Origin of the sequence: Azoarcus sp. KH32C (genome assembly GCF_000349945.1) — a bacterium.
GTDB lineage: Bacteria > Pseudomonadota > Gammaproteobacteria > Burkholderiales > Rhodocyclaceae > Aromatoleum.
In genome coordinates, this window is sequence record NC_020516.1 from 838412 (window position 1) to 863546 (window position 25135).

The 25135-nt window shown below is 64.4% G+C and carries 29 protein-coding genes; 11 read left to right on the forward strand and 18 right to left on the reverse strand.

Annotated features, from left to right (window positions below; genetic code table 11):
• Positions 1 to 20 precede the first annotated feature (20 nt).
• Positions 21 to 1814 (reverse strand): FimV family protein, encoded by a 1794-nt coding sequence (locus tag AZKH_RS03795; RefSeq protein WP_015434416.1) that lies wholly within the window; start codon positions 1812 to 1814, stop codon positions 21 to 23.
• A 246-nt stretch (positions 1815 to 2060) separates the two neighbouring features.
• Between AZKH_RS03795 and AZKH_RS03800 the strand changes: the two genes are divergently transcribed.
• The 5 genes from AZKH_RS03800 (at position 2061) to nifW (ending at position 6661) form a co-directional block, all read left to right on the forward strand.
• Positions 2061 to 2615 carry a DUF2889 domain-containing protein gene (locus AZKH_RS03800; RefSeq protein ID WP_041656800.1) on the forward strand — a complete coding sequence of 185 codons (555 nt, stop codon included), beginning with the start codon at positions 2061 to 2063 and terminating at the stop codon, positions 2613 to 2615.
• Positions 2616 to 2877: 262 nt separating this feature from the next.
• Positions 2878 to 4038, forward strand: a complete 1161-nt coding sequence (gene sucC, locus AZKH_RS03805; protein WP_015434418.1) for an ADP-forming succinate--CoA ligase subunit beta — start codon at positions 2878 to 2880, stop codon at positions 4036 to 4038.
• Between the two features lie 11 nt (positions 4039 to 4049).
• On the forward strand, positions 4050 to 4943 hold the full coding sequence (sucD, locus tag AZKH_RS03810; protein ID WP_015434419.1) for a succinate--CoA ligase subunit alpha: 894 nt from the start codon (positions 4050 to 4052) through the stop codon (positions 4941 to 4943).
• A gap of 261 nt (positions 4944 to 5204) precedes the next feature.
• Positions 5205 to 6341 (forward strand): homocitrate synthase, encoded by a 1137-nt coding sequence (nifV, locus tag AZKH_RS03815; RefSeq protein WP_015434420.1) that lies wholly within the window; start codon positions 5205 to 5207, stop codon positions 6339 to 6341.
• Positions 6338 to 6661 (forward strand): nitrogenase stabilizing/protective protein NifW, encoded by a 324-nt coding sequence (gene nifW / locus AZKH_RS03820; RefSeq protein WP_015434421.1) that lies wholly within the window; start codon positions 6338 to 6340, stop codon positions 6659 to 6661. The genes nifV and nifW overlap by 4 nt, the downstream gene beginning before the upstream one ends.
• Before the next feature lie 15 nt (positions 6662 to 6676).
• Here nifW and AZKH_RS03825 read toward each other — a convergent pair whose 3' ends face one another.
• From AZKH_RS03825 to nifE, 9 genes are all read right to left on the reverse strand, one after another.
• Positions 6677 to 7330, reverse strand: coding sequence for a protocatechuate 3,4-dioxygenase (locus tag AZKH_RS03825; protein ID WP_015434422.1), 654 nt, complete (start codon positions 7328 to 7330; stop codon positions 6677 to 6679).
• 81 nt (positions 7331 to 7411) lie between these two features.
• Positions 7412 to 7795, reverse strand: a complete 384-nt coding sequence (locus AZKH_RS03830) for a NifB/NifX family molybdenum-iron cluster-binding protein (protein ID WP_015434423.1) — start codon at positions 7793 to 7795, stop codon at positions 7412 to 7414.
• Positions 7796 to 7832: 37 nt separating this feature from the next.
• Positions 7833 to 8270 carry a nitrogen fixation protein NifQ gene (locus AZKH_RS03835; protein ID WP_015434424.1) on the reverse strand — a complete coding sequence of 146 codons (438 nt, stop codon included), beginning with the start codon at positions 8268 to 8270 and terminating at the stop codon, positions 7833 to 7835.
• Between the two features lies 1 nt (position 8271).
• Positions 8272 to 8571 (reverse strand): ferredoxin III, nif-specific, encoded by a 300-nt coding sequence (fdxB, locus tag AZKH_RS03840; RefSeq protein ID WP_015434425.1) that lies wholly within the window; start codon positions 8569 to 8571, stop codon positions 8272 to 8274.
• A 29-nt stretch (positions 8572 to 8600) separates the two neighbouring features.
• A complete protein-coding gene (locus AZKH_RS03845) occupies positions 8601 to 8792 on the reverse strand; it encodes a CCE_0567 family metalloprotein (RefSeq protein WP_015434426.1) in 192 nt (63 codons plus the stop codon).
• 8 nt (positions 8793 to 8800) lie between these two features.
• Positions 8801 to 9274: a NifX-associated nitrogen fixation protein gene (locus AZKH_RS03850; protein WP_015434427.1), complete on the reverse strand. Its 474-nt coding sequence runs from the start codon at positions 9272 to 9274 to the stop codon at positions 8801 to 8803.
• The gene (gene nifX, locus AZKH_RS03855) at positions 9267 to 9683 is read right to left on the reverse strand and encodes a nitrogen fixation protein NifX (protein WP_015434428.1); all 417 of its coding nucleotides are present in this window, start codon (positions 9681 to 9683) and stop codon (positions 9267 to 9269) included. Before nifX ends, AZKH_RS03850 begins: the two co-directional genes overlap by 8 nt.
• 22 nt (positions 9684 to 9705) lie before the next feature.
• On the reverse strand, positions 9706 to 11088 hold the full coding sequence (gene nifN / locus AZKH_RS03860; protein WP_015434429.1) for a nitrogenase iron-molybdenum cofactor biosynthesis protein NifN: 1383 nt from the start codon (positions 11086 to 11088) through the stop codon (positions 9706 to 9708).
• Positions 11081 to 12499 (reverse strand): nitrogenase iron-molybdenum cofactor biosynthesis protein NifE, encoded by a 1419-nt coding sequence (gene nifE, locus AZKH_RS03865; RefSeq protein WP_015434430.1) that lies wholly within the window; start codon positions 12497 to 12499, stop codon positions 11081 to 11083. Before nifE ends, nifN begins: the two co-directional genes overlap by 8 nt.
• A gap of 283 nt (positions 12500 to 12782) precedes the next feature.
• Here nifE and AZKH_RS03870 point away from each other — a divergent pair, with 283 nt between their 5' ends.
• The 3 genes from AZKH_RS03870 (at position 12783) to AZKH_RS03880 (ending at position 15061) form a co-directional block, all read left to right on the forward strand.
• On the forward strand, positions 12783 to 13292 hold the full coding sequence (locus AZKH_RS03870) for a TlpA disulfide reductase family protein (RefSeq protein ID WP_015434431.1): 510 nt from the start codon (positions 12783 to 12785) through the stop codon (positions 13290 to 13292).
• A gap of 98 nt (positions 13293 to 13390) precedes the next feature.
• Positions 13391 to 14029: a DUF47 domain-containing protein gene (locus tag AZKH_RS03875; RefSeq protein WP_015434432.1), complete on the forward strand. Its 639-nt coding sequence runs from the start codon at positions 13391 to 13393 to the stop codon at positions 14027 to 14029.
• Positions 14030 to 14053: 24 nt separating this feature from the next.
• The gene (locus tag AZKH_RS03880; RefSeq protein ID WP_015434433.1) at positions 14054 to 15061 is read left to right on the forward strand and encodes an inorganic phosphate transporter; all 1008 of its coding nucleotides are present in this window, start codon (positions 14054 to 14056) and stop codon (positions 15059 to 15061) included.
• 105 nt (positions 15062 to 15166) lie between these two features.
• Here the strand turns inward: AZKH_RS03880 and AZKH_RS03885 are convergent, their stop codons facing one another.
• From AZKH_RS03885 to nifH, 5 genes are all read right to left on the reverse strand, one after another.
• Positions 15167 to 16969 carry a tetratricopeptide repeat protein gene (locus tag AZKH_RS03885; protein WP_369795087.1) on the reverse strand — a complete coding sequence of 601 codons (1803 nt, stop codon included), beginning with the start codon at positions 16967 to 16969 and terminating at the stop codon, positions 15167 to 15169.
• A gap of 137 nt (positions 16970 to 17106) precedes the next feature.
• A complete protein-coding gene (locus AZKH_RS03890) occupies positions 17107 to 17454 on the reverse strand; it encodes a 2Fe-2S iron-sulfur cluster-binding protein (protein ID WP_015434435.1) in 348 nt (115 codons plus the stop codon).
• 11 nt (positions 17455 to 17465) lie between these two features.
• A complete protein-coding gene (gene nifK / locus AZKH_RS03895; protein ID WP_015434436.1) occupies positions 17466 to 18995 on the reverse strand; it encodes a nitrogenase molybdenum-iron protein subunit beta in 1530 nt (509 codons plus the stop codon).
• Between the two features lie 11 nt (positions 18996 to 19006).
• Positions 19007 to 20455 carry a nitrogenase molybdenum-iron protein alpha chain gene (nifD, locus tag AZKH_RS03900; protein WP_015434437.1) on the reverse strand — a complete coding sequence of 483 codons (1449 nt, stop codon included), beginning with the start codon at positions 20453 to 20455 and terminating at the stop codon, positions 19007 to 19009.
• 22 nt (positions 20456 to 20477) lie between these two features.
• Positions 20478 to 21347, reverse strand: a complete 870-nt coding sequence (nifH, locus tag AZKH_RS03905; RefSeq protein WP_015434438.1) for a nitrogenase iron protein — start codon at positions 21345 to 21347, stop codon at positions 20478 to 20480.
• 338 nt (positions 21348 to 21685) lie between these two features.
• Here nifH and AZKH_RS03910 point away from each other — a divergent pair, with 338 nt between their 5' ends.
• The 3 genes from AZKH_RS03910 to draG are packed head-to-tail and all read left to right on the forward strand — an operon-like array spanning position 21686 to position 23638.
• Positions 21686 to 21892: a zinc ribbon domain-containing protein gene (locus tag AZKH_RS03910; RefSeq protein ID WP_015434439.1), complete on the forward strand. Its 207-nt coding sequence runs from the start codon at positions 21686 to 21688 to the stop codon at positions 21890 to 21892.
• Positions 21893 to 21911: 19 nt separating this feature from the next.
• Positions 21912 to 22739 (forward strand): NAD(+)--dinitrogen-reductase ADP-D-ribosyltransferase, encoded by an 828-nt coding sequence (locus AZKH_RS03915; protein ID WP_015434440.1) that lies wholly within the window; start codon positions 21912 to 21914, stop codon positions 22737 to 22739.
• Complete coding sequence (draG, locus tag AZKH_RS03920) at positions 22736 to 23638, forward strand: ADP-ribosyl-[dinitrogen reductase] hydrolase (RefSeq protein ID WP_015434441.1); 903 nt, start codon at positions 22736 to 22738, stop codon at positions 23636 to 23638. The genes AZKH_RS03915 and draG overlap by 4 nt, the downstream gene beginning before the upstream one ends.
• 69 nt (positions 23639 to 23707) lie before the next feature.
• On the opposite strand, the gene AZKH_RS03925 is transcribed toward draG, so the two are convergent.
• Genes AZKH_RS03925 through AZKH_RS03935 form a run of 3 tightly spaced genes read right to left on the reverse strand, consistent with a single transcriptional unit; the run spans position 23708 to position 25127 of the window.
• Positions 23708 to 24565, reverse strand: a complete 858-nt coding sequence (locus AZKH_RS03925) for an SIR2 family protein (protein WP_015434442.1) — start codon at positions 24563 to 24565, stop codon at positions 23708 to 23710.
• Positions 24566 to 24585: 20 nt separating this feature from the next.
• Positions 24586 to 24798 carry a putative nitrogen fixation protein NifT gene (gene nifT, locus AZKH_RS03930; protein WP_015434443.1) on the reverse strand — a complete coding sequence of 71 codons (213 nt, stop codon included), beginning with the start codon at positions 24796 to 24798 and terminating at the stop codon, positions 24586 to 24588.
• Positions 24795 to 25127 carry a nitrogen fixation protein NifZ gene (locus AZKH_RS03935; RefSeq protein ID WP_015434444.1) on the reverse strand — a complete coding sequence of 111 codons (333 nt, stop codon included), beginning with the start codon at positions 25125 to 25127 and terminating at the stop codon, positions 24795 to 24797. The genes nifT and AZKH_RS03935 overlap by 4 nt, the downstream gene beginning before the upstream one ends.
• Between the last annotated feature and the right edge of the window lie 8 nt (positions 25128 to 25135).

The window sequence follows — 25135 nt, forward strand, 5'->3', positions numbered from 1 at the left end:
GTCGCCGCGAATCGCCGTGCTCAGGCGGCGTCCTGGGCCGAGTGCCCGTCGGCGTCCCACTGGTCGGAGTTCTGGACGTCCGTGCTTTCGGGGCGATAGGGGCCGAGCTGATCTTCGAGCACGGAGGCGAGCATCAGGATCTCGTCGATGACGCTGAGCGGAAAGCCTTCGCGTTTGCCATCGCGGTTGTCGCGCAGCAGTTTCTCAAGATAGGCCTGACATTCTTCGGTGCCCCAGATCCGCTGCACCTTGCTCGAAATGTGGCCCATCTGTTCCATTGAGTGCCGCGATTGCTTCGCTTCCTCGAAGGTATCCCAGGTGACGGCCTTGACGTTGAATGTCTTGTTGAGCTGTTGGGCGAGGGCGTCGAATTCCTGACGGAGATCGGCCGCGCGATAGACCTCGAGCAGCTTCAGCCACGGCGTGACGGCCCGCTTCGGGTTTGAGGCGATGAATTCGGCGAGGGTCTCGGCCGCGCCCTGGATGCGCCCGAAGCCCATCATGATCTCGGCCAACTCGATGGCCGATTCGTGCTCCTCGGCCGTCTCGTCGAAGGTTTCGATCGGTTGGACGGGGGCGAGTGGTTCGGCGGATTCGGGGGCGCTTGCAACGGTTTCCCAGCCCAGCGGAGCGCGCTCGGCCGGTCGTGGCATTTCCTCGTTGAGATCGATATCCGGTGCCGTGAACTGGGACGGCAGCTCAGGCGCCTCGTGCGCGGCGGCGGCCGTACGTTTCGGTAGCGGAGCAATGTAGGGCTCGATCGCGGCTTCGTCCTCCGTTTCGACGCCCGACGCCGGAGTGCTGTTGCGACGTCGCAGCCACAGCAGGCCAGCCGCCAGCGCGGTGGACAGCGCGATGAATCCGGCTGTTGGCACGATCCAGGACGACGCCCGTGCGACGGTCTTCTCCGCGAGGGGCGGAGCGGCGGGCGCAGGCACGGCAGGCAGGCTTTCAGCCTTCCGTTCGAGGGCCGCCATGTTGGCCTGGATTTCTTCGAGCCTGCGGATGCGGTCGTTGAGTTCGAGCTGGGCGACGATGGTGCGATCGATCTCCATCACCACCGCTTGTTCGCGTCGAAGTTCGTCGCGTTCCTGATCCGTGATCTTGCCCAGGCGACTCAGGCTGTCGAGTTGCCGGCTGAGGCGTAGTTCACCTCCTCCAGGTTCCCCGACGCCGCCGCCGAGGACGAGCCGATCCTGATCACGTCCGGGCGGGGGTTTGTCGTGCTCGCTGGCTTGGGGCGTTTCCTGGGCAGGGCTCGCGGTCTGCCGAGCGGTCGATCTTCTCGGTGGACGTCCTTCTGATGCGGCGCCGGCTGAATCGCGGGCGGTTTGCCTGTGCGCGGGTTTGGCAAGGGGCGGTTCCGAACGCGATTGTTCGGAGACAGCCGCGACGCCCAAGGGTTCGTGGACCGCTTCGGCTGTCGGGAAGGACAGCAGCAGGGTGTAGTCGCGCCGCAGGTGCGCGTCGCAGGTGTCTTCGATCGCGAGTCGCAGGACGGGTTCGAAGACGGCGTCCGGATGCGTGATTACCAGATGCGTGGTCTTGCCGCGGGTAGCGATGCTCAGGCGCCCGTTCTTGACCCAGGGCAGGCCGTCGCTTCCCTTTTCCGACACCAGGCGGAGGCATTCGCCGGCGTTGGACAGGTCGCCTCCGAGCAGCGGCAGCTCGACGTGCAAGGGGCGTCCGACTTCCGAAACGACGGCCGGCTCGCCCAATGCGATGGCCTTCGTCTCGGACGAAAGAAGCATCAGCGATGCGGTCAGTGCCAGCGATGCGGCGTGGGCGGGATTCAGGCGCAGCTTTGGGTTCATTGTCCGCTCATTGGGCGGGGAGGGGCGATTGAGCCCGCATCTTGTATCAAATAATTGCAGGATTATAACGAATTTGCATGTCTCTAGCGCATGAGGCCGTGAAACCAAAGGATTTTACGCTCGCACATCTGCGTGCGGGACAGGTTCGGCCGGAGAGTGTGCCCGGTCAGTGAAATTCCGTTTCTGATGCGTGTCAAGGTCGATTCGCGTTACCATTTTGCCGGTTCCATACGCTGGCGTACGTCCATGCCGCTTTCTCCTCCCAAATGTGCGCGCCAGAAGGTGCATGTCCGCCAGATCTCCGTCGAGGGTTATCGCCGGGAGGACGGGATGCTGGAGCTCGATGCCTGTCTTACGGACACGAAGGAAGCCGATTACATGCTGGCTTCCGGCATCCGCAAGGCAGGCGATCCGGTGCATCAGATGCGCGTGCGCGTCACGCTCGATGCCGACTTCACGATTGTCGACGCCGAGGCCTGTTCCGACTGGGTGCCGTACGTCGGGGGCTGCGACACGATCGGGCCCGATTACCGGCGCCTGATCGGCTTGAACCTGGTGCGCGGCTTCCGGCGCACGGTCGGGGAAATGTTCGCCGACGTCCGGGGCTGTTCGCACCTGACCGAGTTGTTGTCGAGCCTGCCGACCGCGGCGATCCAGACCTTCGCGACTTTCCGGCGCGACAACGAGGACTCCGGCGAGAAGCCGTTCCAGCTCGACCGCTGCCACGCGCTCGACTGCACCGGCGAAACGGTGCGCCTCTATTATCCGAAGTGGCATCGCGCCGCGCCGCGGGAAGAGTGACTGCGGTTCGGCGCAAAGGGCATTCGTTCCGCCTGGTTCAGCGATTCTGCTTTGCACAAATCCGGTTATAATCGCGCGATCTTGCGGCTGCTGCGCCCGATTCGGGGGCGAGTCGCGAGACGGGGCCGGTCGCCACACGATCGGTCGGCAGCGGTGTGCGTCGGTCGAGGGAGACGGCGTATGTCGTGGAGCGAAGCTCCGAAGCGTCCCATCAACCTGTCCGCGGCGGCCAACACGTCGCGACTTCGATCGAAGGGCAACCATGAAGATTCATGAGTATCAGGCAAAAGAACTACTAAGGAAGTATGGCGTCGTGACGCCGCGCGGTTTCCACACCGTGTCGGTGGATGGGGCAGTCAAGGCGGCTGAAGAGCTGGGCGGCAAGATCTGGGTCGTGAAGGCGCAGATCCACGCCGGTGGCCGCGGCAAGGGCGGCGGCGTGAAGCTCGCGCGCTCGCTGGACGAAGTGCGCCAGCACGCCAACGACATCCTCGGCATGCAGCTGATCACCCACCAGACCGGCCCGGAAGGCCAGAAGGTGCGGAACCTGCTGATCGAGGAAGGCGCCGACATCAAGAAGGAATACTACGTTGCTGCGCTGACCGACCGCGCCACGCAGAAGGTCGCGATGATGGCCTCCTCCGAAGGCGGCATGGACATCGAGGAAGTCGCGCACAGCACGCCTGAGAAGATCCTGAAGGAATTCGTGGATCCGCTGGTTGGCCTGACCGACGCGCAAGCCGAAAACCTGGCGCGCGGTATCGGCGTGCCGGAAGCCTCGGTCGCGAAGGCGGTCGATGCGCTGAAGCGCCTGTACACCTGCTATATGGAAACCGATGCCTCGCTGGCGGAAATCAACCCGCTGATCCTCGAAGGCAACGGCAACATCAAGGCGCTCGACGCCAAGTTCAACTTCGACTCGAACGCGCTCTACCGTCACCCGGAAATCGTCGATTTCCGTGACTTCGACGAAGAAGACGCCGACGAAATCGAAGCCTCGAAGTTCGACCTGGCCTACATCTCGCTCGACGGCAACATCGGCTGCCTGGTGAACGGCGCGGGCCTCGCGATGGCCACGATGGACACGATCAAGCTGTTCGGCGCCGAGCCGGCCAACTTCCTCGACGTCGGCGGCGGCGCGACGACCGAGAAGGTCACCGAAGCGTTCAAGATCATGCTCAAGAACCCCAAGGTCAAGGGCATCCTGGTCAACATCTTCGGCGGCATCATGAAGTGCGACACCATCGCCACCGGCGTGGTCGCTGCTGCGAAGGAAGTGAACCTCTCCGTCCCGCTCGTGGTGCGCATGAAGGGCACCAACGAAGACCTCGGCAAGAAGATCCTCGCCGAGTCGGGCCTGCCGATCATCTCCGCCGACACGATGGCGGAAGCTGCGACCAAGATCGTCGCGGCGGTCAAGTAAGGAGAGTGTGAATGTCCATCCTGATCAACAAAGACACCAAGGTCATCACCCAGGGCATCACGGGTAAGACCGGCCAGTTCCACACCGAGAAGTGCCAGGAATACGCGAACGGCAAGAACTGCTTCGTTGCCGGCGTGAATCCGAAGAAGGCGGGCGAGAAGATTTTCGACATCCCCATCTACGCTTCGGTGAAGGAAGCCGCCGCTGAAACCGGCGCGACCGTGTCGGTGATCTACGTGCCGCCGGCAGGTGCCGCCGACGCGATCTGGGAAGCCTGCGAGGCGAACCTGGATCTGGCGATCTGCATCACCGAAGGCATCCCGGTCCGCGACATGCTGGTCGTGCGCAACAAGATGAAAGAGAAGGTTGCCAAGGGCGGCAAGGAAACCCTGCTGCTGGGACCGAACTGCCCGGGTCTGATCACGCCGGACGAGATCAAGATCGGCATCATGCCGGGTCACATCCACCGCAAGGGCCGCATCGGCGTCGTGTCGCGTTCGGGCACGCTGACCTATGAAGCCGTCGCTCAGCTGACCGAAATCGGTCTGGGCCAGTCGTCGGCAGTCGGTATCGGCGGCGACCCGATCAACGGTCTGAAGCACATCGACGTGATGCGCATGTTCAACGACGATCCGGACACCGACGCGGTGATCATGATCGGCGAGATCGGCGGTCCGGACGAAGCGGAAGCCGCGCAGTGGTGCAAGGCCAACATGAAGAAGCCGATCGTCGGCTTCATCGCCGGTGTGACCGCGCCGGCCGGCAAGCGCATGGGCCACGCCGGTGCGCTGATCTCCGGCGGTGCCGACACCGCTGACGCCAAGCTCGCCATCATGGAAGAGTGCGGCTTCAAGGTGACGCGCAACCCGTCCGAGATGGGCAAGCTGCTGAAGGCGATGCTGTAAGCGTCGTCCCTTCCGCACTACGAAAAAGCGCCGGCTGGTCCGGCGCTTTTTTTTTGTCCGAGTGTTCGCAACGGGACGAGATGGTTTGTCGCGTTTCGGCCAATTGTCGAGGCGTTGTCGGGAGCGACGACCTGCCTTGGATCGCCGCGGTAGTGACGACTCCTTGATCTGACGGCCGTTCGAGGTCGTTGCTGCAATGCAGCGGCACCTGGCATCGTCCTTGCACTGATGAATGCATTGCCCATTCATTGGTGACGCGTCATGGTCATGATCAACGATACGACGCTGCGCGACGGCGAGCAGACCGCCGGGGTCGCGTTCACGGCGGACGAGAAGCTGGCGATCGCCCAAGCCCTGGTGGCTGCCGGAGTGCGCGAGATGGAGATCGGCGTGCCGGCGATGGGCGAGGCTGAGCGCGAGGTGATCCGCGCAATCGTTGCTTTGAAGTTGCCGGCTCGGCTGATGGTGTGGTGCCGCTTGTGCGTGCCGGATCTCGACGCCGCGGCCGCTTGCGGCGCGGACATCGTCCATCTGGCGCTGCCGGTGTCGGATCAGCAGATCCTGAAGAAGCTCGGGCGAGACCGCGACTGGGCGCTCAAGCAGTTGCGCGAGACGGTGGCCGTGGCGCGTGAGCGCGGGCTCACGGTGTCGATCGGCGGCGAGGATGCGTCGCGGGCGGATCCGGACTTTCTGTGCCGGGTGCTGGAGGTCGCGCAGGCAGCCGGTGCAGTGCGTTTTCGCTACGCGGACACCTTGGGTGTGCTCGATCCTTTCACGACCTTCGAGGCAATCGCACGACTGCGCGCGGCGAGCGACCTCGACGTCGAGATGCACGCCCACGACGACTTGGGCCTGGCGACGGCCAACACGCTCGCGGCGGTGCGGGCCGGTGCGACGCACATCAGCACGACCGTCAACGGACTCGGCGAGCGGGCCGGCAACGCGGCGCTCGAGGAGGCGGTGATGGCCTTGCGCCATCTGCATGGGATCGACATCGGCATCGACTCACGCCAGTTGCCGGTAATCTCGGAGTTGGTCGCGGAGGCCTCTGGGCGGCCGGTGGCGGCGAACAAGCCGATCGTCGGCGGCTGGGTGTTTACGCACGAGGCGGGCATCCATGTGGACGGCCTGGTCAAGGACGCCAGCAACTACCAGAGTTTCGATCCGGCCGAAGTCGGCAGGAGTCATCGCTTGGTGCTGGGGAAGCATTCCGGCGCTGCGGCGGTGGTCAACGCGTGCCGTGAACTGGGCATCGCCGTCGATGCGGAATGCGCGCGTCTGATCCTCGAACGTGTGCGTGACTTCGCGATCCGTACCAAACGCAATCCCGATATCCGCGACCTGATGCGATTCCATCGCGAGTGTCAGGCGCCCAATTCCGAAGGAGCCGTGCAATGAGCGCGCTGATCGACGACATGAAGGCGCTCGAGAGCGCCGAAGACTTTTTCGCGTATTTCTCTGTGCCCTATGATGCGGCGGTCGTGCATGTGAGTCGTCTGCACATCCTGAAGCGCTTCTACCAGTACCTCGCGCAGCGGGGTGGCCTGGAGGGCTTGCCGGCGGCCGAGGCACAGACGGCGTGCCGTGAGATGCTGGCGCGGGCGTACGAGGATTTCGTGGCGTCCTGCGGCGTCGAGCAGAAGGTGTTCAAGGTGTTCCAGACCGCGCGCGGCGAGCATCGCGTGGCGGTCGGTGGGCTGCGACGGGCAGCCGGCTGACTTCGGATCGCCGCGTCAGGCGCCGGCAAGCGTGAGGTCGAAGCGTGCCGCGAGGGTGATCTGGCCGGCGTCTTCCTGTCCGACGAGGTCGATCGTCAGCGCTTCGCGCTCGGGCGGCGTGTAGCCGTTGCCCTCGCGGTTGTTGCCGCGGAAGTACATCTGGGTGACGAATTCCGGGTGCCCCGGGCGGGCGACGCGGAAATGGATATGCGGAGGGCGCGTTCCGTAATTGCCGGGCAGGATGGTGAGGAAGGCGTAGCGGCCTTGCGCATCCGTCAGTACCCGGCCGTAGCCTTGGAATGCGGGGTCGCGGGAGCGCGGATCGACGCCGGGATGGCGATAGCGACCGTGTGCGTCCGCCTGCCAAATCTCGACTGTGGCGCCGACGATAGGTCGGCCGCCGGTGTCGCGAACCACGCCGCTGACGCGCAGGCGCTTGCCTTCGGCGGGCGCGTTCGAGTTGCTGGCAAGCCGGGTCAGATCGCCGTCGATGTCGCCGCTCCAATCGGGAGGGTAGAAGGGGCCGAGATCGTCCTCGGGGGTCGGCCGAATTGCGGCATGCGCCGGATGCGGCGTCGCCACACCGCCCGCAAGGGGCAGCAGCGGCAGGCCGACGAGTCCGCGGGCGAGCCGCCGGCGCAAGTAGTTGTACTGCGCGCGCTGATCCATCGTTTTCTCCTCGGGTGACAAGAATTCGATGCGCGGCGTCGCTACTGGTTCCGATGCGCGTTCAGGTGCTGGACGCTGGCGTCAGTGGCGCGAGAAGAGATCGCGCAGCTTGCACAGCAGCAGCGACACGTCCCAGCGCGGGTCGGGCAGCGCTTCGCCGGCGAGGACTTTGTGCAGTGCCTGGTCGGCGTCGGTTTCGCTCGTGAGCAATACGTTCACCCCGCGCTTCTGCATGCGCCGCAGGAAGCCGTCGCCGGCGCTGCGGGCGACGATGATCTCGACGGCGTCGAGCGGATGTTGCGCCTCGGATTCCCAGTGATGAAAGACTTGGCGGCGTTCGAGCTCGACGCGTTGGGCTGCCGGCACGGACCCGCCTGGTTGGCAGTCATAGAGCAGCCATTGGCGCGCTTGGCCGGCGTGACCTGAGACCTGGGCGAAGTCGTCGGTGGCGATGGCGATTTTCATGCGTGCATCCTGGAGAATGAAGAGAGTGATGCGTCGCTTACGCCGCGACAGCAACGCCGAACAGCGGTTTTTCCTCGTTGCCGAAGCATTCGCCGTAATGCGCGCACACGCCGCAGGACGGCGCGCGGCAGACCTTGATGCCGGCTTGTTCGCACAGTTGCTTGTAGAAGAACTTCTTCCAGCGCATGCCATGGACGTTGAGCAACGCGAGGCGGCTGAAGTGTTCATGCAGCAGGCTGGACAGTTCCGCGCGCGAGGGCAGGCCGAGGTCGTGCCACAGGTGGTCCTCGCCCATGCAGGCGCGCGCGATACATTCGGCGAGCGCGACGAGGTCGTTGCTGCGTTCGACCGCGCCGTCGAGCAGCAGGCAGCGCACGTCCTGGTATTCGTCGTGGCGCTCGCCCGGCTCGGCCATGCTGCCGCCGGGCTTCCAGCGCGCGTCGATCATCGCGAGATAGGCGGCAGCGGGGCGCATGTCACATCTCCTTCGGCGCGTAAGAGATGCAGCGCCGCGTACAGTTGTTGTTGCACGATTCGCAGCCGACGCAGTTCTCCGGGTGCGCGACGTGCATCACCTTCTTTTCGTATTCGTCGTCGTCCTCGTCTTCGATCGCGAACATCTCGCCCTCGTCGTCGACGGCCATCAGTTGCAGCACTTCGCGCGCACAGGTCTTGAAGCAGCGTCCGCAGCCGATGCACTTTTCCTGGTTGATCGCAGCGATGAAATTGGGCGTCCAGGCGACGCCGGAGGGCAGGGTGACGGTGAAGTAAGCCATGGAGTGCTCCGTGAAAGAATCGTCGGCGCTCAGCCCGCGGCGGCGAGCTGTTTGCGCGCCTCGGCGAGCTTCGCGTAGGCGTCGAAGGTCTTCTGCGCCTGCTCGGGAATGCGCTCCCAGCCGATGGGCAGTTCCTCGGAAAGGTCGTGCAGGTCCATCTTGGCCTGGGTCGCCTGGGCGTTGAGTTTCTTCACTGACGCCTTGAGTTCGTCTGGGGTCATGATCCGCCTCAGCCGAAGTTCGCGACGTCGGGAAAGCGCGCGACCATCGCGGCGGCGTCCTCGATGATGCGGTCGCCGGCTTCGCCCAGCGCCTGCAGCGTGTCGAAGCCGAAGCGGTGCACGTCGCGGTGGTATTTCGAGTAGACGATCAGCCGGCCCGCGGAGAGGATCGCCCGGCCGAAGCCTTCGTGGTTGATCTTGATCATTGGCGAGGCGATGAAGCTCGTGCGGCGTTCGATGGCGATGCCGATGGCGTTGTAGAACAGCTCGAGCCGCCACAGCACTTCGGGATCCGGGTCGTCGATGATCGGGATCAGCTTGCGCGCGGCCTTGTCGACGACGAAGGGGGCGAGCACTTCGGCGTCGGTCTTGCCGTCCCAGCTGCCGTAAATGTCCTGGGCGCGCATCATCTTGACGAGTTCGCCCAGGAAGGGCGATGCGGCGATGATCGCGGAGGCGTCGGGAGCCAGGGTCTCAGACATGTTCGGCCTCGCTCTCCACATCAAAGTCGAAGTTGCGTTCCTTGCCCTTCATCAGCACCTTGCGCAGCCACGGCGGCGGCGTGCCCTTGAGGACTTCCTGCAGGCGTTCGATGATCGTCGCGATGGCCTGCGGGGTCGGGACTTTCACCGGATGCACGCGCAGGTTCACCACCTTCGCTGCGGCCGAACCGCCGATCGCGGCCACGTACAGCATCGCGCAGTCGCGCACCGCGTCGAGCTTGGGCAGGAGCTTGTCCTCGGTACCGTCCTCGGCGAGATCGCCGGCGAACTCGACGACTTCCACGAGCCGGCTCGAGTCCGGCTGCACTTCGTAGATCGCGATCTTCTTGGCCCAGCCGAAATGGGCATCGACGTCGATCAGGTTTTCGGTTGCAAAGGCGACTTTCATGCCGAAATCTCCCAAGGAGGAATCAGTGACCAGCGCCAGCCGGCGCATCCATGGCCGGCGCGGCGACTGTGGAGTGAGACCCGAGGCTGGCGGGGGTGATGTGTTGTTCATGCGCGTGCAGTTGCTCCATGAAGACATTGCCCACCTCGAAGATGAGATCGCGCGTGCCGCGATAGCCGACGGTCACCTTGTGCGCGACGCCGAGTCGGTCGAAGGTCGGCAATCCGGCGCGCCAGAAGGGGATGCCGAGCCGTGCGGTCGCCTGGCGGCCGTGCGAGTGGGTGACCAGCAGGTCGCTGCCGGCGGCGTGCTGCTCGAAGTCGCCGAGATCGCCGATGCGCACGGTGTCGGCCGCGACGCGTGCGAGCACCGGGGCGTCCTGCGGCGCGATCGCGCAGGCGACGGTCGCGCCCATGTCGGCGAAGAAGTGGGATAGCGAGAAGAGCAGGTCGGGCTCGGCGGCGATCGCGACCTTCTGCTCGCCGAAGTAGAAATGACCATCGAGCATCGCGTCCTGCAGCTGGCTGCGCTGGCGGCGGTACTTGGCCGGCACCTCGCATTCCGAGAGGTCCGCGAGCAGCGCGATGAAGGCGTCGCAGGCGGCGAGGCCGGTCAGGCGGTCGAATACGCGGCAGGGGACGCCGGTCTTCTTTTCGAGCAGTTCGGCCGCCGGGCGCATCTGTTCGCCGATCGCGATCGTCAGCGCCGACGCCCCCATCTCGCGGACGTCCTCGACACGCGTGCCGCCCAGCGTATGCGGCAGGAAGTTTTCGGGGATGTGGCCATCGAGCGAGCCGGAGAGGTCGGGCAGGATGATCGGCGTGAGGCCGAAGGCTTCGACGGTCTCGCGGATCTCCTCGATGTCGCCGGGAGTGAGGTGGCAGCCGGCGAGGATGTTCACCTGCCAGGGCGTGCGGACGGTCGTTTCGGGCACGAGCGCGTCGATCATCGCCGTGACCGCCTTGCCCCAGCCGTCGGAGAAGCCGCCGACGAAGTCCGGGGTCGGCGCGAAGACGACCTCGGTGCCTTCGAGCTCGGGGTGCTTGTCGCGGATCAGCTTCAGGAAGCCCGCGACGTCGTCGCCCTTGGCTTCGGTGATGCCCGTCGAACAGATCCCGATCAGCGCCGGATTCGCGCGTTTCTTGATGTTGAGCAGCGCCTGCTCGACGTTTTCGAGCCCGCCGAGGATCGTCGTGACTTCGCTCATCGCGGTCGTCTGCAGCGGGATCGTCTCGCGGAAGTGGCGCACGAAGAGCACGAGGCCGAACGCGGTGCAGCCCTGCGAGCCATGCAGCAGCGGCAGCGCGCGGTCCATGCCGAGGAAGGCCAGCGCGGCGCCGATCGGGGCGCTCATCTTCAGCGGATTGACGGCGCAGGCTTTCTTGCCGACGATGACCTCAGCCATGATGTGCCGCCCCCTTCGCTTCGAGTGCCTCGATTTCCCATGGCGCGGGTTGCTTCACCTGCGACCAGATCGGGTTGTAGAGCGCCTTGTCGATCTCGGCGACGAGATTGACGATGCCGTCGTAGCCGGCGAGTGCGTGGTGGCGTTCCTGGTTGATCTCGACCCACGGCGTCTTCGCCTTCAGCGCGACGAACTGCGAGCGGCCGCCGGAGAGCATCACGTCGGCCTTCGATTCCTTCAGCATCTTGTACATCTCGCGCGGCGGCAGCTCATCGAACATGTGGGCGTCGGTGCCCATGATCTCGACGACCTTCGCGCGATCGCTCTGCGTCGATTTCCGCATCGAGGTGCCGACGATCTCCATGCCGACTTCCTGCAGCGCGGAGACAACGCTCCACGACTTCACGCCGCCGGTGAAGAGCAGCACACGCTTGCCCGCAAGGCGACTCTTGTAGTGTTCGAGGCGGGCCCAGGCGCGCGCTTCCTCGCGCGCGATCAGTGCTTCTGCGCGCGCAGGGAGGTCGGCCGGCGCGCCGCGCTCGACGAGCAGCTTCGAGATCTTGCGCAGGCAGTCCGACACGTCCGCGATGCCGTAGAAGCTGCCTTCGAAGAACGGAATGTCGTAGCGCTCGTTCATCTTGCGCGCGATGTTGATCAGCGCCTGCGAGCACAGCATGATCGCCGCCTTCGCGCGATGCGAGCTCGCGATATCCTTGTAGCGCGCATCGCCGCAGAAGGTCGCGAGCACGCGGATCCCGAGTTCGTCGAAGAGCGGCTTCACCTGCCAGAATTCGCCGACGACGTTGTATTCGCCGATCAGGTTGATGTCGCAGTCCGTGGTGTAGTCCGGCTCCATCGTGCCGACGACATGGTCGAGCAGCGCCTCGCCGCCGAGCTTGTTGCCGAGGTTCTTGCTGCCGGCGAAACCCGGGGCGTTCACGGGGATCACCGGCTTGCCGAACCTCTCGCTAGCCGCCTTGCACACGCCCTCGATGTCGTCGCCGATCATCGCCGGCAGGCAGGTCTGGTAGACGAAGATCGCGGGCGGATCGACCTTGTCGACGATCTCCTTGATCGCGCGGTAGAGCCGCTTCTCGCCGCCGTAGATCACGTCGAACTCGGCCATGTCGGTCGTGAAGCCGGTGCGGTAGGTCTGCGGGCCGGACGAATAGACGTGGCGCGAATCCCAGGAGTTGCCTTCGCAGGCGATCGGGCCGTGCACGAGGTGGGCGACGTCGACGACTGGCTGCAGCGCGATCTTCGCGCCATCGAAGGCGCAGCCGCCGGCCGCGGCGCCGGGAGTGAGCGGCTTCTTGCATCCTTCCTTGCGCGCCTTGTCGCTTTTCGCCTGGTTCGTGGCGCAACCCGGTTCGACCAGCAGGCTGTCGATTCTCTGTTTCAGTGCGCTCATGGTGGCTTCCTGTCTGCGCCCGCTCGCACAAATGTCGGGGGATGGGCATGCCGATGCAGGAAGGGTGCCAGTGTTTAATGTGTATGAAAATCAATGCGTTGAGGCTGGTTTCAGATTGCGCATTCGCCTTGTGTCGAAGACCCGACACGACGTTTGTGCGACAAACAACACTGCGCGCGTCGGCCCATAGCCGGACGAAAACTGCCGGCCGTGATCGTTCTTGCTATGCTTCTTCTTTTTTGCTGTCGGCATCCCGGCCGCCGGCTCCCGGACGGAAAGAATCATGAAGAAAGTCCTGCTCTCCCTGCTCTTGAGCCTCGCGGCGATCACGTCCACGCAGGCGCTTGCGACGCCGGGCGAAGTGCCCGAGGGGGCGATGCTGCGCGATGTGCCGATGCAGGGGCTGACGGGCGAGTCGCAACTGCTGTCGACGTTCCGCGGCAAGCCGCTGATCATCAACATGTGGGCGAGCTACTGCGGGCCCTGCGCACAGGAGATGGGTTCGCTGGAACGTCTCGCGAAGCGCTCGGGCAAACAGTTCAACGTGATCGGCGTGTCGATCGACGACTATCCCGAGCGCGCCCAGGCCTTCCTGGCGAAGGTGAAGACGAGCTTCCCGCACTTCATCGACCAGAAGCTGACGATGGAGAACATGCTGGGCGCCGACCGCATTCCCTTGACGGTGCTCGTCGATGCGCAGGGGCGTGTGCTGCACAAAGTCTTCGGCAGCAAGGAGTGGGACAGCCCGGAGACCGTGCAGGCCATCAGCAAGGCCTTCGGGATCAAGATGTAAGTGACGGGAATGTGACAGTACGGTTTCGGGTGTAACAAAACTGAAATCTATTGGCTGGTAGAATCGCCGGTTATTTCATTCGGCCGGACGTCTACATCATGTTCTCCCGCTTCATGCCCAAGGAAGGGCATTTCTTCAAGCTGTTCAACGCGCACGCGGACGAGATCGTGACCGGCGCGAAAGCGCTGGTTGTGCTGATGCAGGCGGTCGGCCAGAACGATGCGCAGGTCGCCAAATCGACGGCCGACATCGACGACTCCGAGACCCGCGCCGACAGCATCAATCACGAGGTGATGGCGCTGATGCACGCGACCTTCATCACCCCGCTCGACCGCGACGAGATCCACCAGCTGATCTCGCACATGGACGACGTGCTCGACACGATCCAGGACGTGGCGGAAACGATGTCGCTCTACGACATCGTCGACGTGACGCCCGAGGCCCGCAAGCTCGCCGAGCTGTCGCTGTCCTGCGCCGAACGCGTGCGCTCCGCGGTCGCGCTGCTGTCGAACATGGACAACGGCCAGACGATCCTGAAGACCTGCCGCGAAATCGACGAGCTCGAATCGGATGCCGACCGCGTGCTGCGCTCGGCGCTGTCGCGGCTCTTCCGCGAGGAGCAGGACGTTCGCCAGGTGCTCAAGTTCAAGGGCATCTACGAGCTGCTCGAATCGATTACCGATCGCTGCGAGGACGTCGCCAAGATCCTCGAAGCCGTCGTGCTCGAAAACTCCTGACCTGTACCCCTTCCGGAAAACAACATGACAGGCATGGAGATCAGCCTCGCCACGGTGGTGTGCCTCGTGGCGCTGGCGCTGGTGTTCGATTTCATGAACGGCTTCCACGACGCGGCGAACTCGATCGCCACCGTCGTGTCTACCGGCGTTCTCAAGCCGCACCAGGCCGTCGCCTGGGCCGCGTTCTTCAACGTGGTGGCGATCTCGATCTTCCAGCTGAAGGTCGCTGCGACGATCGGCAAGGGCACGATCGATCCGTCCATCGTCGACCACTACGTGGTGTTCGGCGCACTACTCGGCGCGATTGCCTGGAACATCATCACCTGGTACTACGGCATTCCGTCGAGCTCCTCGCACGCGTTGATCGGCGGCCTCGTCGGGGCCGCGGTCGCCAAGGCGGGCTTCGGCGCGCTGATCAGCGAGGGCCTGATCAAGACCGTGACCTTCATCATCGTCTCGCCGCTGCTCGGTTTCATTCTGGGCTCGCTGATGATGATCATCGTGAGCTGGATCTGCTTCAAGACCTCGCAGCGCAAGGTCGACAAGTGGTTCCGCCGCCTGCAGCTGCTGTCGGCGTCGCTCTATAGTCTCGGCCACGGCGGCAACGATGCGCAGAAGACGATCGGCATCATCTGGATGCTGCTGATTGCGGCCGGCCTCACTTCGAGTGCCGATCCGATACCGGTCTGGGTGATCGTCGCCTGCTATTTCGCGATCGGCATGGGCACGCTGTTCGGTGGCTGGCGGATCGTCAAGACGATGGGCCAGCACATCACCAAGCTGAAGCCGGTCGGCGGTTTCTGCGCGGAGACCGGCGGTGCGATGACGCTGTTCCTCGCGACGGCGCTGGGCATCCCGGTGTCGACGACGCATACCATCACCGGCGCGATCGTCGGTGTCGGTTCGGCACGTCGGGTTTCCGCCGTGCGTTGGGGTGTTGCAGGCAACATCGTGTGGGCATGGATCCTGACCATCCCATGCAGCGCCGTGATGGCGGCTCTCGGCTGGTATGTCGGCCGGGCGATTCTCTGATCGTCAGGAGATTGCTGGGGCGCATGCCCGGGGTCACCTCGGCGACGACTGGATAGGCCCGGTAGGGACGGCCTGGCGGCAGGCCGTCCTGCGAGGTATTTCGTCTTACTGTCTGTTTGTGGCGGCTACGGCCGCTGCATGCATTTGGGCGAATGCCGCTTCCATTTCGCGCGCGAGCCCCGCGCCGTCGGCCAGCACCGACTCGGCCAGGCGGGCTCGCAGGCTGGCGCGTATGTTCGCAAGGTATGCGCGGTCCTTGTCGAGCGCAATGGCGCGCTCCACGAAGTCCTGCGAAGTGCGGGCTACGAAGTCGTCCAATCCGATAGCCCGCTGAATCGTCGCTCCCATCCGCCCGGCACGGCGGTCTCCCTCGAGCGTCAATACGGGCACGCCCATCCACAGACTGTCCAGCGTTGTCATGTGACCGTTCCATGGGAAGGTGTCGAGGCAGACGTCAATGTGGTTGAAGAGGTTCAGGTGCGCCGCGAGGGACGAAAAGCCGGCGAGCACGACGCGCTCGGGGGCGACCCCGCGATCCTCGAGCTGGCCCTGCACACGTTCGCGTGTGCCCGTGTCGCCAAGCGCGCGCGCCTGCATGAATAGGCCTGCGTCCGGAATCGCGCGCAGGACTTCCGCCCAGAGGTCAAGCACGGGACCGCTGACTTTCGAGAGGTTGTTGAACGAGCCGAAGATCAGGTGGCCCGCATCCTGCGCCGGCAGTGGACCGACTTCGGGAAAATCGGCGTCCGGGGTGAAGGCAAAGCTTGGGCGCGGTAGGCGCCACAGCTGTTCCGTGTAGCATGCGGCATCCGCCTCTGTCGGATCGAGGCCTGCATCGGTGATGACGTAGTCCATGGCCGGGACGCCGGTGGTAGTGCAGTAGCCGAGATAGCTCACCTGGACGGGGGCCACCCGGCGCGCGAATACGGCAAGGCGGTTCTGTGCGGTGTGTCCGGCAAGGTCCACGGCGATGTCGAGCGCGTCGCTGCGAAGTACGGCGGTAAGCGTGTCGTCGTCGATCCCGGCAATATTGCGCCAGTGGCCGCAATGTCCGCGCAGTCGCGCTGTGACATCATCTTCTGCCTTTGCGTCCGAATACACGCGCACGTCGAAGTGTTCGTCGTCATGCGACGCGAGCAGGGCTTCCATCAGATAGCCGACGGGGTGGCGCACAAGGTCGGGTGAAACATAGCCGATGCGCAGGCGCTTCCCATGGTCCCGCGCCATGCGCGGCACAGCGGCGGGCAAACCCGCGCCCCACGCGCGATGTTTCGCATGAATTTCATTGACGGTCGCGGCCGGATGGTAATTCATGCACATCAGCAGGTTTGTTGCGGATGGGCCGTTACCGGGCTGAATCTCGAGCACCCGGCTATAGTGTTCGACGGCTTGCTCTATATGACCACTATCGCGGCAGGCGTTACCGAGCATCACGTGCGCCTCCAGCATGCCGGGATCGGCGACGAGGGCGCGCTGAGCGGCTGCAATGGATTCGGCGAGGGCGCCCCGAGTGTCCAGGAGCTTATGCAGATTGGTCAGCGCTTCGACCATTTGCGGTTGCAGTTGGAGCGCGCGCGCATAGGCGCGTTCGGCCAGTTCGTTCTGACCGCTGAGGGTGTACAGGTTGCCGAGGTTGTTGTGAACATAGGGAGAGTTCGGAGCGAGACGCGCCGCTTCCTCGATGTGTGGGCGCGCTTCGGCAAGACGTCGCTGTTCGGCGAGCATCGACCCGAGCAAGTAACGGGCGTCGAGGTGGCGAGGCTCCTTCGCGAGGACCTTCTGGTAGCACAGACGCGCCTGCTCGTGGTTTCCCCTGTTCCGGGCCTGCTCGGCCTGTTGCATCAGTTTGTCGGATTTCCTGGACATGCTTGATCCGGCGATTGAACGTGCTTGGCATTGCTTCTTCATGAACAGGGCATTCTAGCCGCAAGTTGCGGTGGCGGGAGTCCTGCGCGGGCGCTCCAAATAAAAACGGCCCGCCTTGCGGGCGGGCCGAACAGAATCCGAGCCATGGACGAATGCCGAGGAGAGGTCCTCTCTGCGGCTTAGAACTTCACCACGATGTCCTCGTCAAGCAGCATGTACTGGCAAGCGAGGCGGTAGCGCGGGGCGAGGTCGAGGAGTTCGAGTTCTTCGAAATCCTTCAACTTGAGCTTGCCCGAGGTCAGCAGCGTCAGCTTTTCCTTTTCGGTGACATGCACCCCCATCGGCGGCTTGTTGCCGATGTGGATGACTTCGACCGTGCAGGAACCGCATTCGCCCTTCTGGCACTCGCAGTCGATCGCGACCTGATGGTCCTGTGCGACGCCGAGGATCGTCTTGCGATCCCCGGCCGCCGCGTAGACCGTGAGGTCTTTCTTCATCTTCGGCGAACTGAAGGTGATGTTGGGCATGCCGGGTCTCCTTAGCGCACCAGGTCGAAGCTGGCCGAGTCGGTAGTCTTGGCGTCCAGGGTGTCGAAGATCTTGTCGAGGATCTTGACGAGGACGTTCAGGCCGCCCTGGTAGCCCCAGATCGGGAAGCGGTGGTGGTGGTGGCGGTCGAAGATCGGGAAGCCGATGCGGATCAGCGGGGTGCCGATGTCGCGCTCGAGATACTTGCCATGCGAGCTGCCGATCAGGAAATCGACCGGCTCGGTCGCGAGCAGCGAGCGCATGTGCCACAGATCCTTGCCGCCCCATGCCTTGGCGCCCTTACCAAAGGGGCTGGCGGCGAGCAGTTCGTTGATCTTCGCGGTCCACTCCTTGGTCGCGTTGGTGCAGACGATATGCACCGGTTCGGCGCCGAGTTCGAGCAGGAAGGCGGTGAGCCCGAGGGTCATGTCGGGGTCGCCGAAGAGCGCGAACTTCTTGCCGTGCAGGTAGGCCTGCGAGTCGGCGATGGCATCCACCAGGCGGCCGCGTTCGAGTTCGAGCGAGGCCGGGATCGGCAGGCCGGTGAGCTCGGACACCGCCATCAGGAAGGCGTCGGTGCCGGTGACGCCGATCGGGCAATTGAGCGAGACGGTCTTCTGGCCGGCCTTTTCAACGTACTCGGCGGACTTGGCGGCCGAGATGCCCTGCATGAACACGGTGCCCTTGGCGTTGAGCGCCGCTTCCATTTGCGCGATCGTCGTGCCGCCCGAGTACATCCGGAATTCGCCGTCGGCCGGGGTATCGAAGACTTCGGACGGGTCGGACAGCAGCGTCGCCTCGACGCCCATGTCCTTCATCATCCGCTTGATTTCCCGGTTGTTGGCGACACAGTAGCCGTCGAAGCCGCCGTTGATGTTGATGGCGGGAGCGGTGACTTCGGTGCGCGTCTTCCCTTCCCAGAAGTGGGTCAGGAAGCCCTTGAGCATGTTGTCGTAGCCGGTGACGTGGCTGCCGACGAAGCTCGGGGTGTGCGCGAACGGGACGCGGAAGTCCTCGGGGATCGAGCCCTTCTGCTTGGCGGTCTTGATGAAGGCGTCGAGATCGTCACCGATGACTTCGGCCATGCAGGTCGTCGACACGGCGATCATCTTCGGCTTGTACAGCGCGTGCGAGTTGGCGAGGCCGTCGACCATGTTGGTCAGCCCGCCGAACACCGCCGCGTCTTCGGTCATCGAGTCGGAGACGGCCGAGCACGGTTCCTTGAAGTGGCGGTTGAAGTGCGAGCGGAAGTAGGCCACACAGCCTTGCGAACCATGCACGTAGGGCAGGGTGCCTTCGAAGCCCGACGCGCACAGCACCGCGCCGAGCGGCTGGCAGGCCTTGGCCGGATTGACGACGAGCGCTTCACGCTTGAAGTTGAGCTCGCGGTATTCCATGGACTTGGTCCAGTCGGCGATCTCCTGGACCTTGGCCGCGCCGCAGCCGCCTTCGAAGCCCTTCTTGCGCTCGAAGAGTTCCTTGTACTCGGGCTCCTCGAACAGGCCGGAGTGGTCGAGTACCTTTTCTGCACTCTGAGACATGATGAATCTCCTTATTTCTTCCAGGGGGCCTTGGTCATGCCCCATACCGGCGAGTTGATCGCCATGTCCATGTCGCGTGCGAAGATCGCGAAGCCGTCATAGCCGTGATACGGGCCGGAGTAGTCCCAGCTGTGCATCTGGCGGAAGGGGATGCCCATCTTCTGGAAGATGTACTTTTCCTTGACGCCGGAGCCGATCAGGTCGGGGCGGATCTTCTCGGCGAACTTCTCCAGTTCGAAGCTGGAGACGTCGTCGTAGATCAGCGTGCCGTCCTTCACGTAGTGGGTCGTGCGCTGGTAGTCGTCGCCGTGGCCGAACTCGTAGCCGGTGCCGCAGACTTCCATGCCGAGGTCTTCATACGCACCGACGACGTGACGCGGGCGCAGGCCGCCGACGTAGAGCATCACCTTCTTGCCCGCGAGGCGCGGCTTGTACTTGTCGATGACCGCCTGCGACAGCGCGGTGTACTTGGCGATGACCTGCTCGGCCTTCTCCTTGATCGTGTCGTCGAAGAAGGCGGCGATGCCGCGCAGCGACTCGGCGATCTTGGTCGGCCCGAAGAGGTTGTACTCGAACCAGGGCACGCCGTACTTCTCTTCGACGTGGCGGGCGATGTAGTTCATCGAGCGGTAGCAGTGCAGCAGCAGCAGCTTCGCGCGCGGCATCATCTCGATTTCCTTGAGCGTCGCGTCGCCAGTGCCCTGGCCGATCACCCGGAGGCCCATCTCTTCGAGCAGGATGCGCGAGGACCACGCGTCGCCGCCGATGTTGTAGTCGGCCATCAGCACGACGTCGTAGGGCGTCGATTCGAACGGCGCGTTGTAGTCCGCCTTGTCGAACACCCAGTCGCGGATCGCGTCGTTGGCGATGTGGTGGCCGAGCGACTGCGACACGCCGCGGAAACCCTCGCAGCGCACCGGCACCATCGGCAGGTTGATTTCCTTCGACTTCTTCTTCGACACCGCCTCGATGTCGTCGCCGATCAGGCCGATCGGGCACTCGGACTGCACCGAGATGCCCTTCGCGAGCGGGAAGAGCTGGGCGATCTCGTCGACCACCTTGTCGAGCTTCTTGTCACCGCCGAAGACGATGTCCTTTTCCTGGAAGTCGGAGGTGACCTGCATCGCGCCGAAGGCGTCGACCCCGGTGGTGCCGTTGTAGTAGTTGCGGCGCGTGGCCCACGAGTACTGGCCGCAGCCCACCGGGCCGTGGCTGATGTGCATCATGTCCTTGATCGGGCCCCAGACCACGCCCTTCGAGCCGGCGTAGGCGCAGCCGCGGATCGTCATCACGCCCGGCAGGGACTTGATGTTGGACTTCACGCCGCAGTCGGGCTTGCCCTCTTCATAGACGTTGAGGTGCTTGGCGCGCTTCTTCGCGGCCTTCTCGGGGTAGACCTCGAGCACCTCGTTGATCAACGCCTTGTTGCGCGTCTTGTCGTCGAGTACTGCACTCATCATGCTTCTCCTGTGTGCGTGCGAATCAGGCGACCTTGGCCTTGCCGACGATCGACTCGTCTTCCTTCTGCATGATGCCGAACTCGAGCAGCAGGTCTTCGAGCTCGTCCATCGTGATCGGGGTCGGGATCACGCCGTTGCCCTTGTTGGCGTGGACCTTCTGTGCGAGGGCGCGGTATTCGCCGGCTTGCTTGGACTCGGGGTCGTACTCGAGCACGGTCATGCGGCGCAGTTCGGCGTGCTGCACGACGTTGTCGCGCGGGACGAAGTGGATCAGCGAGGTGCCGAGCTTCTTCGCCAGCGCTTCGGCCAGTTCGTACTCCTTGTCGGTCTTGCGCTCGTTGCAGATCAGGCCGCCCAGGCGCACGCCGCCGGCGTTGGCGTACTTCAGAATGCCCTTCGAGATGTTGTTGGCGGCGTACATCGCCATCATTTCGCCCGACATGACGATGTAGATTTCCTGGGCCTTGTTCTCGCGGATCGGCATCGCGAAGCCGCCACAGACGACGTCACCGAGCACGTCGTAGGAGACGTAGTCGACGCCGTCATAGGCACCGTTTTCTTCGAGGAAGTTGATCGCGGTGATGACGCCACGACCCGCGCAGCCGACGCCGGGTTCCGGGCCGCCCGATTCAACGCAGCGGATGTCGCGATAACCGACGCGCAGCACGTCCTCGAGCTCGAGATCCTCGACCGAGCCGGCATCGGCGGCGAGCGACAGGACGGTGTCCTGGGCCTTGGCGTGCAGGATCAGGCGGGTCGAGTCGGCCTTGGGGTCGCAGCCGACGATCAGGATCTTCTGGCCCATCTCGGCCAGCGCCGCCAGGGTGTTCTGGGAGGTGGTCGATTTCCCGATGCCACCCTTTCCGTAGAACGCAATTTGACGAAGCGACATTTCATTTCTCCTCAAGAAAGTTGAGTCCTGCTATCCACCCGGCGAACCGGCACGAGCTACCTATGGCAAAGGGCGTGCCAACGACCTATGACGATCGTGAATGCCTTGTGCTGCAAGGGTTTCAGGGGGTGAGGAGGCGTTTTCGAGGCGCGCGGCGGGCTGTCGGCAACGCGACAAAGTCGGGGATGCCTGTCCGACAGTGTCGGGAGCGCGCCGGGAGGGAACGGGGCGTTTCCGCGGGCGCTCGCGCCTGTGCGCACGGGAATGCCGAGAGCGTAACGAAAAGGGCATTCGTCTTGCTTTGAAAGCCTTGTCACCCCTCTTTCAGGAGCATTGAGATGCCTTTGTTCGATTTCCGCTGTCCGTCGTGCGACAAAACCTTCGAAGTGCTGGTGCTGGGAAGTCGGACGCCGCGCTGCCCGCAATGCGGCAACGAGTCGCTCGAAAAGCAGGTCTCGCGGCCGGCCCCTCCAGGACAGTCCGCAGGCTTGGTGAAGGCGGCGCGCGCGCAGGCGAAGCGCGAAGGGCATTTCAGCAACTACTGACCGGGCGGCCTCCCCCAGGATGGGCGCGCCCGCCGACATTCCCTACGGACAATCGACCAACCTCGTCGGGATTCCGACTGGGCTGCTCGCGAGCGTCGCCTTCAATGCGCATCCGCTGCCGCTGCGCATACATGGTGTGCGGGAGACCAACCGCGCGCTGTTCGCGATGCTGCACGACGCAGCGTCGATCGAGGATGCCGTGCTCGCGTTCCAGATCTACATGCGCAGCGTGTTCGACCTCGATGCGGCCCCGCTGCTCGACACGCTGGGGCGCAAGCGCTATCGGGCGAATTACCTGCGCCTGCTGCGTGGGTGGGGCTTCGATGCCAATGGGCGCGAGGCGGCGGTGCTGAAGGGCTGGGTCGAATCGCGCTTCGGCCTGCAGCCGACCTTCCACAAGGAGCCCCTCGGCCGCTATCCGTCGGAGGCGTGGATGACTTACCTCGAAGAGAAAATGAGCGCGCGCTTCCACAACAACGGCATCCATGCGCAGCTCGACCTGCTGTACGAATACGGCCAGCGGGTGTTTCGGCGCTGGCTGTACCCGGGACGCCATCACCTGACGCTGTACCGTGGCGTCAACGACTTCGCCGAGCATCAGGTCGTCGCCTGGCTGCCGCGTGAGAAGGGACGTCTGCGCGAGGCGATCGCGCGGCAGAACAATCTTGTCTCTTTCACGACACAGCGCGATGTCGCCGACCAGTTCGGCGACACGATCCTCGAAGTCGAAGTGCCGCTGTGCAAGGTCGTCTACTGCAACGCGTTGATGCCAGGGCCGGTACTGCGCGGAGAGGGTGAGGTGATGGTACTGGGCGGCGAGTATCGCGTGAGGATGGCGACGCTATGAGTGCGACTGGGCCGACGCTGCAGGAGCGCGCGCTCGGCGCCTACTTGGGCCTTGCGATCGGCGATGCGCTCGGCGCCACGGTCGAGTTCCTGACGGCGACCGAGATCCGCCAGCAGTACGGCGAACTGCGCGATATTGTCGGCGGCGGCTGGCTGAAGCTGAAGCCAGGGCAGGTCACCGACGACACGCAGATGTCGCTTGCGATGGGCGCGGCGCTGCTCGAATCCGGCGGATGGGACCTCCGGAACATCGCCTGCCACTGGCTCGCGTGGCTGAAGTCCAAGCCGATCGACGTCGGCAACACCTGTCGCCGCGGCCTCGTCCGTTTCGGGCGCGACGGCTCGCTCGAAGCGCCGTTTTCCGATGGCGATGCGGGTAACGGCGCGCTGATGCGCAATCTCCCAGCGATCCTCTTCGCGTTTCGCGACGCCGAACTGCTCGAACGCTGTTCGATCGAGCAGGCCCACGTCACGCACCACCACCCGTTTTCGGATGCCGCAACGCTCGGTGTTGCCCGCATGGCCGCGTTGTTGTTGCGCGGCGGACACTGGCGCGACAACCTGCGCGCCTTGCGCGGGCTTGCGAAGGAACTGGTCGAGACACATCGCCAATTCCGCTTCGAGCCCTACCCGAAGCGAGCGACGGCCTACGTCGTCGACACGGCGCAGACCATACTGCACGGCTTCTTCAGCACCGACAGCTTCGAGTCCTGCCTCGTCACCACCGTGAACCAAGGTGGCGACGCCGATACGACCGGGGCGATCGCCGGGATGCTGGCGGGCGCATACTACGGTGTCGGGGCGATTCCCGCGCGTTGGCTGAAGAAGCTCGACGCGGGCGTACGGCGCGAGATCGAGCGCCAGGTGCCCGCGCTGCTGGCACTCGGCGAGCGAGGCTGAAACGGAGGGAAGGATCGCCGGGAGGAGCCGTGCGACTCCCCCCGGGGCCCTCAATCGCCGGTCCCCCGATCAGGCGATCGTCATGCAGAGTGTCGCGAGCAGGTGCCGGACCCGTGCCGGAATCACCGTGATGCCTTGTTCGGCGACAAACTGCTGTTCGTTGCGCGTCAGTCCGTCTTCGATCAGTGCGAAGTGCGGGCCGGCGGAACGTTTCAGGAGCTGGCGCGCGTAGGTGCGCGCGAGTTGCGAGTCGAAGCGGCAACCGAGGAACACGAAGCCGCGCGTCGCCCGTCGGCGCTGCACCTCGGGCGGGATCGGCGTCTGCAGGTCGATCTCGGTCAGTACTTCGACGAAGTCCGCGTCGGAGACGAGAAAGTTGCCGGCCGGCGCGACGCTGCCGAGCGGCTTGTAGAGGAGCGTGGCCCAGCTTTCGGCCTTTACGTCGTCGCACAGGCAACCCGCGGCGTCGTAATAGCGCACCCATTCGATACCCTGGCCGGCGCGCGATTCGGCGCGGCTCACGCCCTGCACCTGTCCCCACGAACGGCCTTCGGCGAGCGCCGTGGCGGTCGCGCCGTCGTAGCCGAAGTCGACGATCAGGGGCGGACGCAGGCCCGCGAGCCAGCGATGTAGCAGCGACGGGATTGCCGGCTGCGCGAAGCACTCGTTCATGATCGAGCGCAGCACCTTGCGGTGGCGCTGGCTCTCGACGTATTGCGCGGCGGCCGTGAGGTTGGCGCGTAACCGCCCGGGAATCGGCACCTTCCGATGCAGTCGCGCGATCAATTGATCGGGGCTCACCGGCAGCGCCGCGTTCGCCGCATCGAGCAAGACCGCCTCGGCACCGAGGTAGGGGATCAGCGAGCCGTCGCTCAGTCCCCGAAGAATCCCCTCGAGGCTGAGCGCGAGATTGTTCGGGGCGTTCATGCTGCGGGTCTCCCCGGTGTTCAGGCCTCGCCGAGGCGGCGGGCTTCGACCGTCACGGGGAGACGCGTGTCGGCGGCGAGCGCCGGCATCTCCAGCGTCCAGCCGTTGTCGAGTTCGACCTTACCGCCCCAGATCGCAGGCTGCTCGGCGCTGACGATGCGCGCCTCCAGGTCCTTCTTCGGCACGTAGATCGAGTAGCCGCCGGAGACTTCCTTGCGTACGGTGACTTTCATGATGCAATTTCCTCTTCGGATGTAATGTCGTCCGCAGCGGTCTCGTCAGCGGGATCGCTCTCGACGTCGAGCGAACGCAGTTCGCGTCCCTTCATGCCGACCACGTAGCCCCGGTCGACGAAGTCGATGCCGTAGATGTAGAACTGCTGCAGGAAGGTGCCGATGCTCTTGACGTAGCCGATGTCGCCTTTCTTCACCAGCAGTTCGCCCAGCTCGCGGCCGCAGAAGGTGCCGTCGTTCTTCACGTTCTTGCGGGAGATGACCTTTTCGCCGTATTCGAAGGCGGGGGCGCCGTCCAGTTCGACGATGTCCGAGTCGCGTGCGAACATGTTTCGTC

Bases quoted from the DNA above. Each gene is read 5' to 3' on its own strand.
- nifH (WP_015434438.1), bottom strand. From the start codon at position 21,347: ATGTCGCTTCGTCAAATTGCGTTCTACGGAAAGGGTGGCATCGGGAAA.
- AZKH_RS03795 (WP_015434416.1), bottom strand. From the start codon at position 1,814: ATGAACCCAAAGCTGCGCCTGAATCCCGCCCACGCCGCATCGCTGGCA.
- nifE (WP_015434430.1), bottom strand. From the start codon at position 12,499: ATGAGCGCACTGAAACAGAGAATCGACAGCCTGCTGGTCGAACCGGGT.
- sucC (WP_015434418.1), top strand. From the start codon at position 2,878: ATGAAGATTCATGAGTATCAGGCAAAAGAACTACTAAGGAAGTATGGC.
- AZKH_RS03925 (WP_015434442.1), bottom strand. From the start codon at position 24,565: ATGAACGCCCCGAACAATCTCGCGCTCAGCCTCGAGGGGATTCTTCGG.
- AZKH_RS03935 (WP_015434444.1), bottom strand. From the start codon at position 25,127: ATGTTCGCACGCGACTCGGACATCGTCGAACTGGACGGCGCCCCCGCC.
- AZKH_RS03800 (WP_041656800.1), top strand. From the start codon at position 2,061: ATGCCGCTTTCTCCTCCCAAATGTGCGCGCCAGAAGGTGCATGTCCGC.
- AZKH_RS03825 (WP_015434422.1), bottom strand. From the start codon at position 7,330: ATGGATCAGCGCGCGCAGTACAACTACTTGCGCCGGCGGCTCGCCCGC.
- nifW (WP_015434421.1), top strand. From the start codon at position 6,338: ATGAGCGCGCTGATCGACGACATGAAGGCGCTCGAGAGCGCCGAAGAC.
- AZKH_RS03870 (WP_015434431.1), top strand. From the start codon at position 12,783: ATGAAGAAAGTCCTGCTCTCCCTGCTCTTGAGCCTCGCGGCGATCACG.
- nifD (WP_015434437.1), bottom strand. From the start codon at position 20,455: ATGATGAGTGCAGTACTCGACGACAAGACGCGCAACAAGGCGTTGATC.
- AZKH_RS03875 (WP_015434432.1), top strand. From the start codon at position 13,391: ATGTTCTCCCGCTTCATGCCCAAGGAAGGGCATTTCTTCAAGCTGTTC.
- nifV (WP_015434420.1), top strand. From the start codon at position 5,205: ATGGTCATGATCAACGATACGACGCTGCGCGACGGCGAGCAGACCGCC.
- AZKH_RS03915 (WP_015434440.1), top strand. From the start codon at position 21,912: ATGGGCGCGCCCGCCGACATTCCCTACGGACAATCGACCAACCTCGTC.
- AZKH_RS03850 (WP_015434427.1), bottom strand. From the start codon at position 9,274: ATGTCTGAGACCCTGGCTCCCGACGCCTCCGCGATCATCGCCGCATCG.
- nifK (WP_015434436.1), bottom strand. From the start codon at position 18,995: ATGTCTCAGAGTGCAGAAAAGGTACTCGACCACTCCGGCCTGTTCGAG.
- draG (WP_015434441.1), top strand. From the start codon at position 22,736: ATGAGTGCGACTGGGCCGACGCTGCAGGAGCGCGCGCTCGGCGCCTAC.
- AZKH_RS03880 (WP_015434433.1), top strand. From the start codon at position 14,054: ATGACAGGCATGGAGATCAGCCTCGCCACGGTGGTGTGCCTCGTGGCG.
- sucD (WP_015434419.1), top strand. From the start codon at position 4,050: ATGTCCATCCTGATCAACAAAGACACCAAGGTCATCACCCAGGGCATC.
- AZKH_RS03890 (WP_015434435.1), bottom strand. From the start codon at position 17,454: ATGCCCAACATCACCTTCAGTTCGCCGAAGATGAAGAAAGACCTCACG.
- nifT (WP_015434443.1), bottom strand. From the start codon at position 24,798: ATGAAAGTCACCGTACGCAAGGAAGTCTCCGGCGGCTACTCGATCTAC.
- fdxB (WP_015434425.1), bottom strand. From the start codon at position 8,571: ATGGCTTACTTCACCGTCACCCTGCCCTCCGGCGTCGCCTGGACGCCC.
- AZKH_RS03835 (WP_015434424.1), bottom strand. From the start codon at position 8,270: ATGCGCCCCGCTGCCGCCTATCTCGCGATGATCGACGCGCGCTGGAAG.
- AZKH_RS03910 (WP_015434439.1), top strand. From the start codon at position 21,686: ATGCCTTTGTTCGATTTCCGCTGTCCGTCGTGCGACAAAACCTTCGAA.
- nifN (WP_015434429.1), bottom strand. From the start codon at position 11,088: ATGGCTGAGGTCATCGTCGGCAAGAAAGCCTGCGCCGTCAATCCGCTG.
- nifX (WP_015434428.1), bottom strand. From the start codon at position 9,683: ATGAAAGTCGCCTTTGCAACCGAAAACCTGATCGACGTCGATGCCCAT.
- AZKH_RS03845 (WP_015434426.1), bottom strand. From the start codon at position 8,792: ATGACCCCAGACGAACTCAAGGCGTCAGTGAAGAAACTCAACGCCCAG.
- AZKH_RS03830 (WP_015434423.1), bottom strand. From the start codon at position 7,795: ATGAAAATCGCCATCGCCACCGACGACTTCGCCCAGGTCTCAGGTCAC.
- AZKH_RS03885 (WP_369795087.1), bottom strand. From the start codon at position 16,969: ATGAAGAAGCAATGCCAAGCACGTTCAATCGCCGGATCAAGCATGTCC.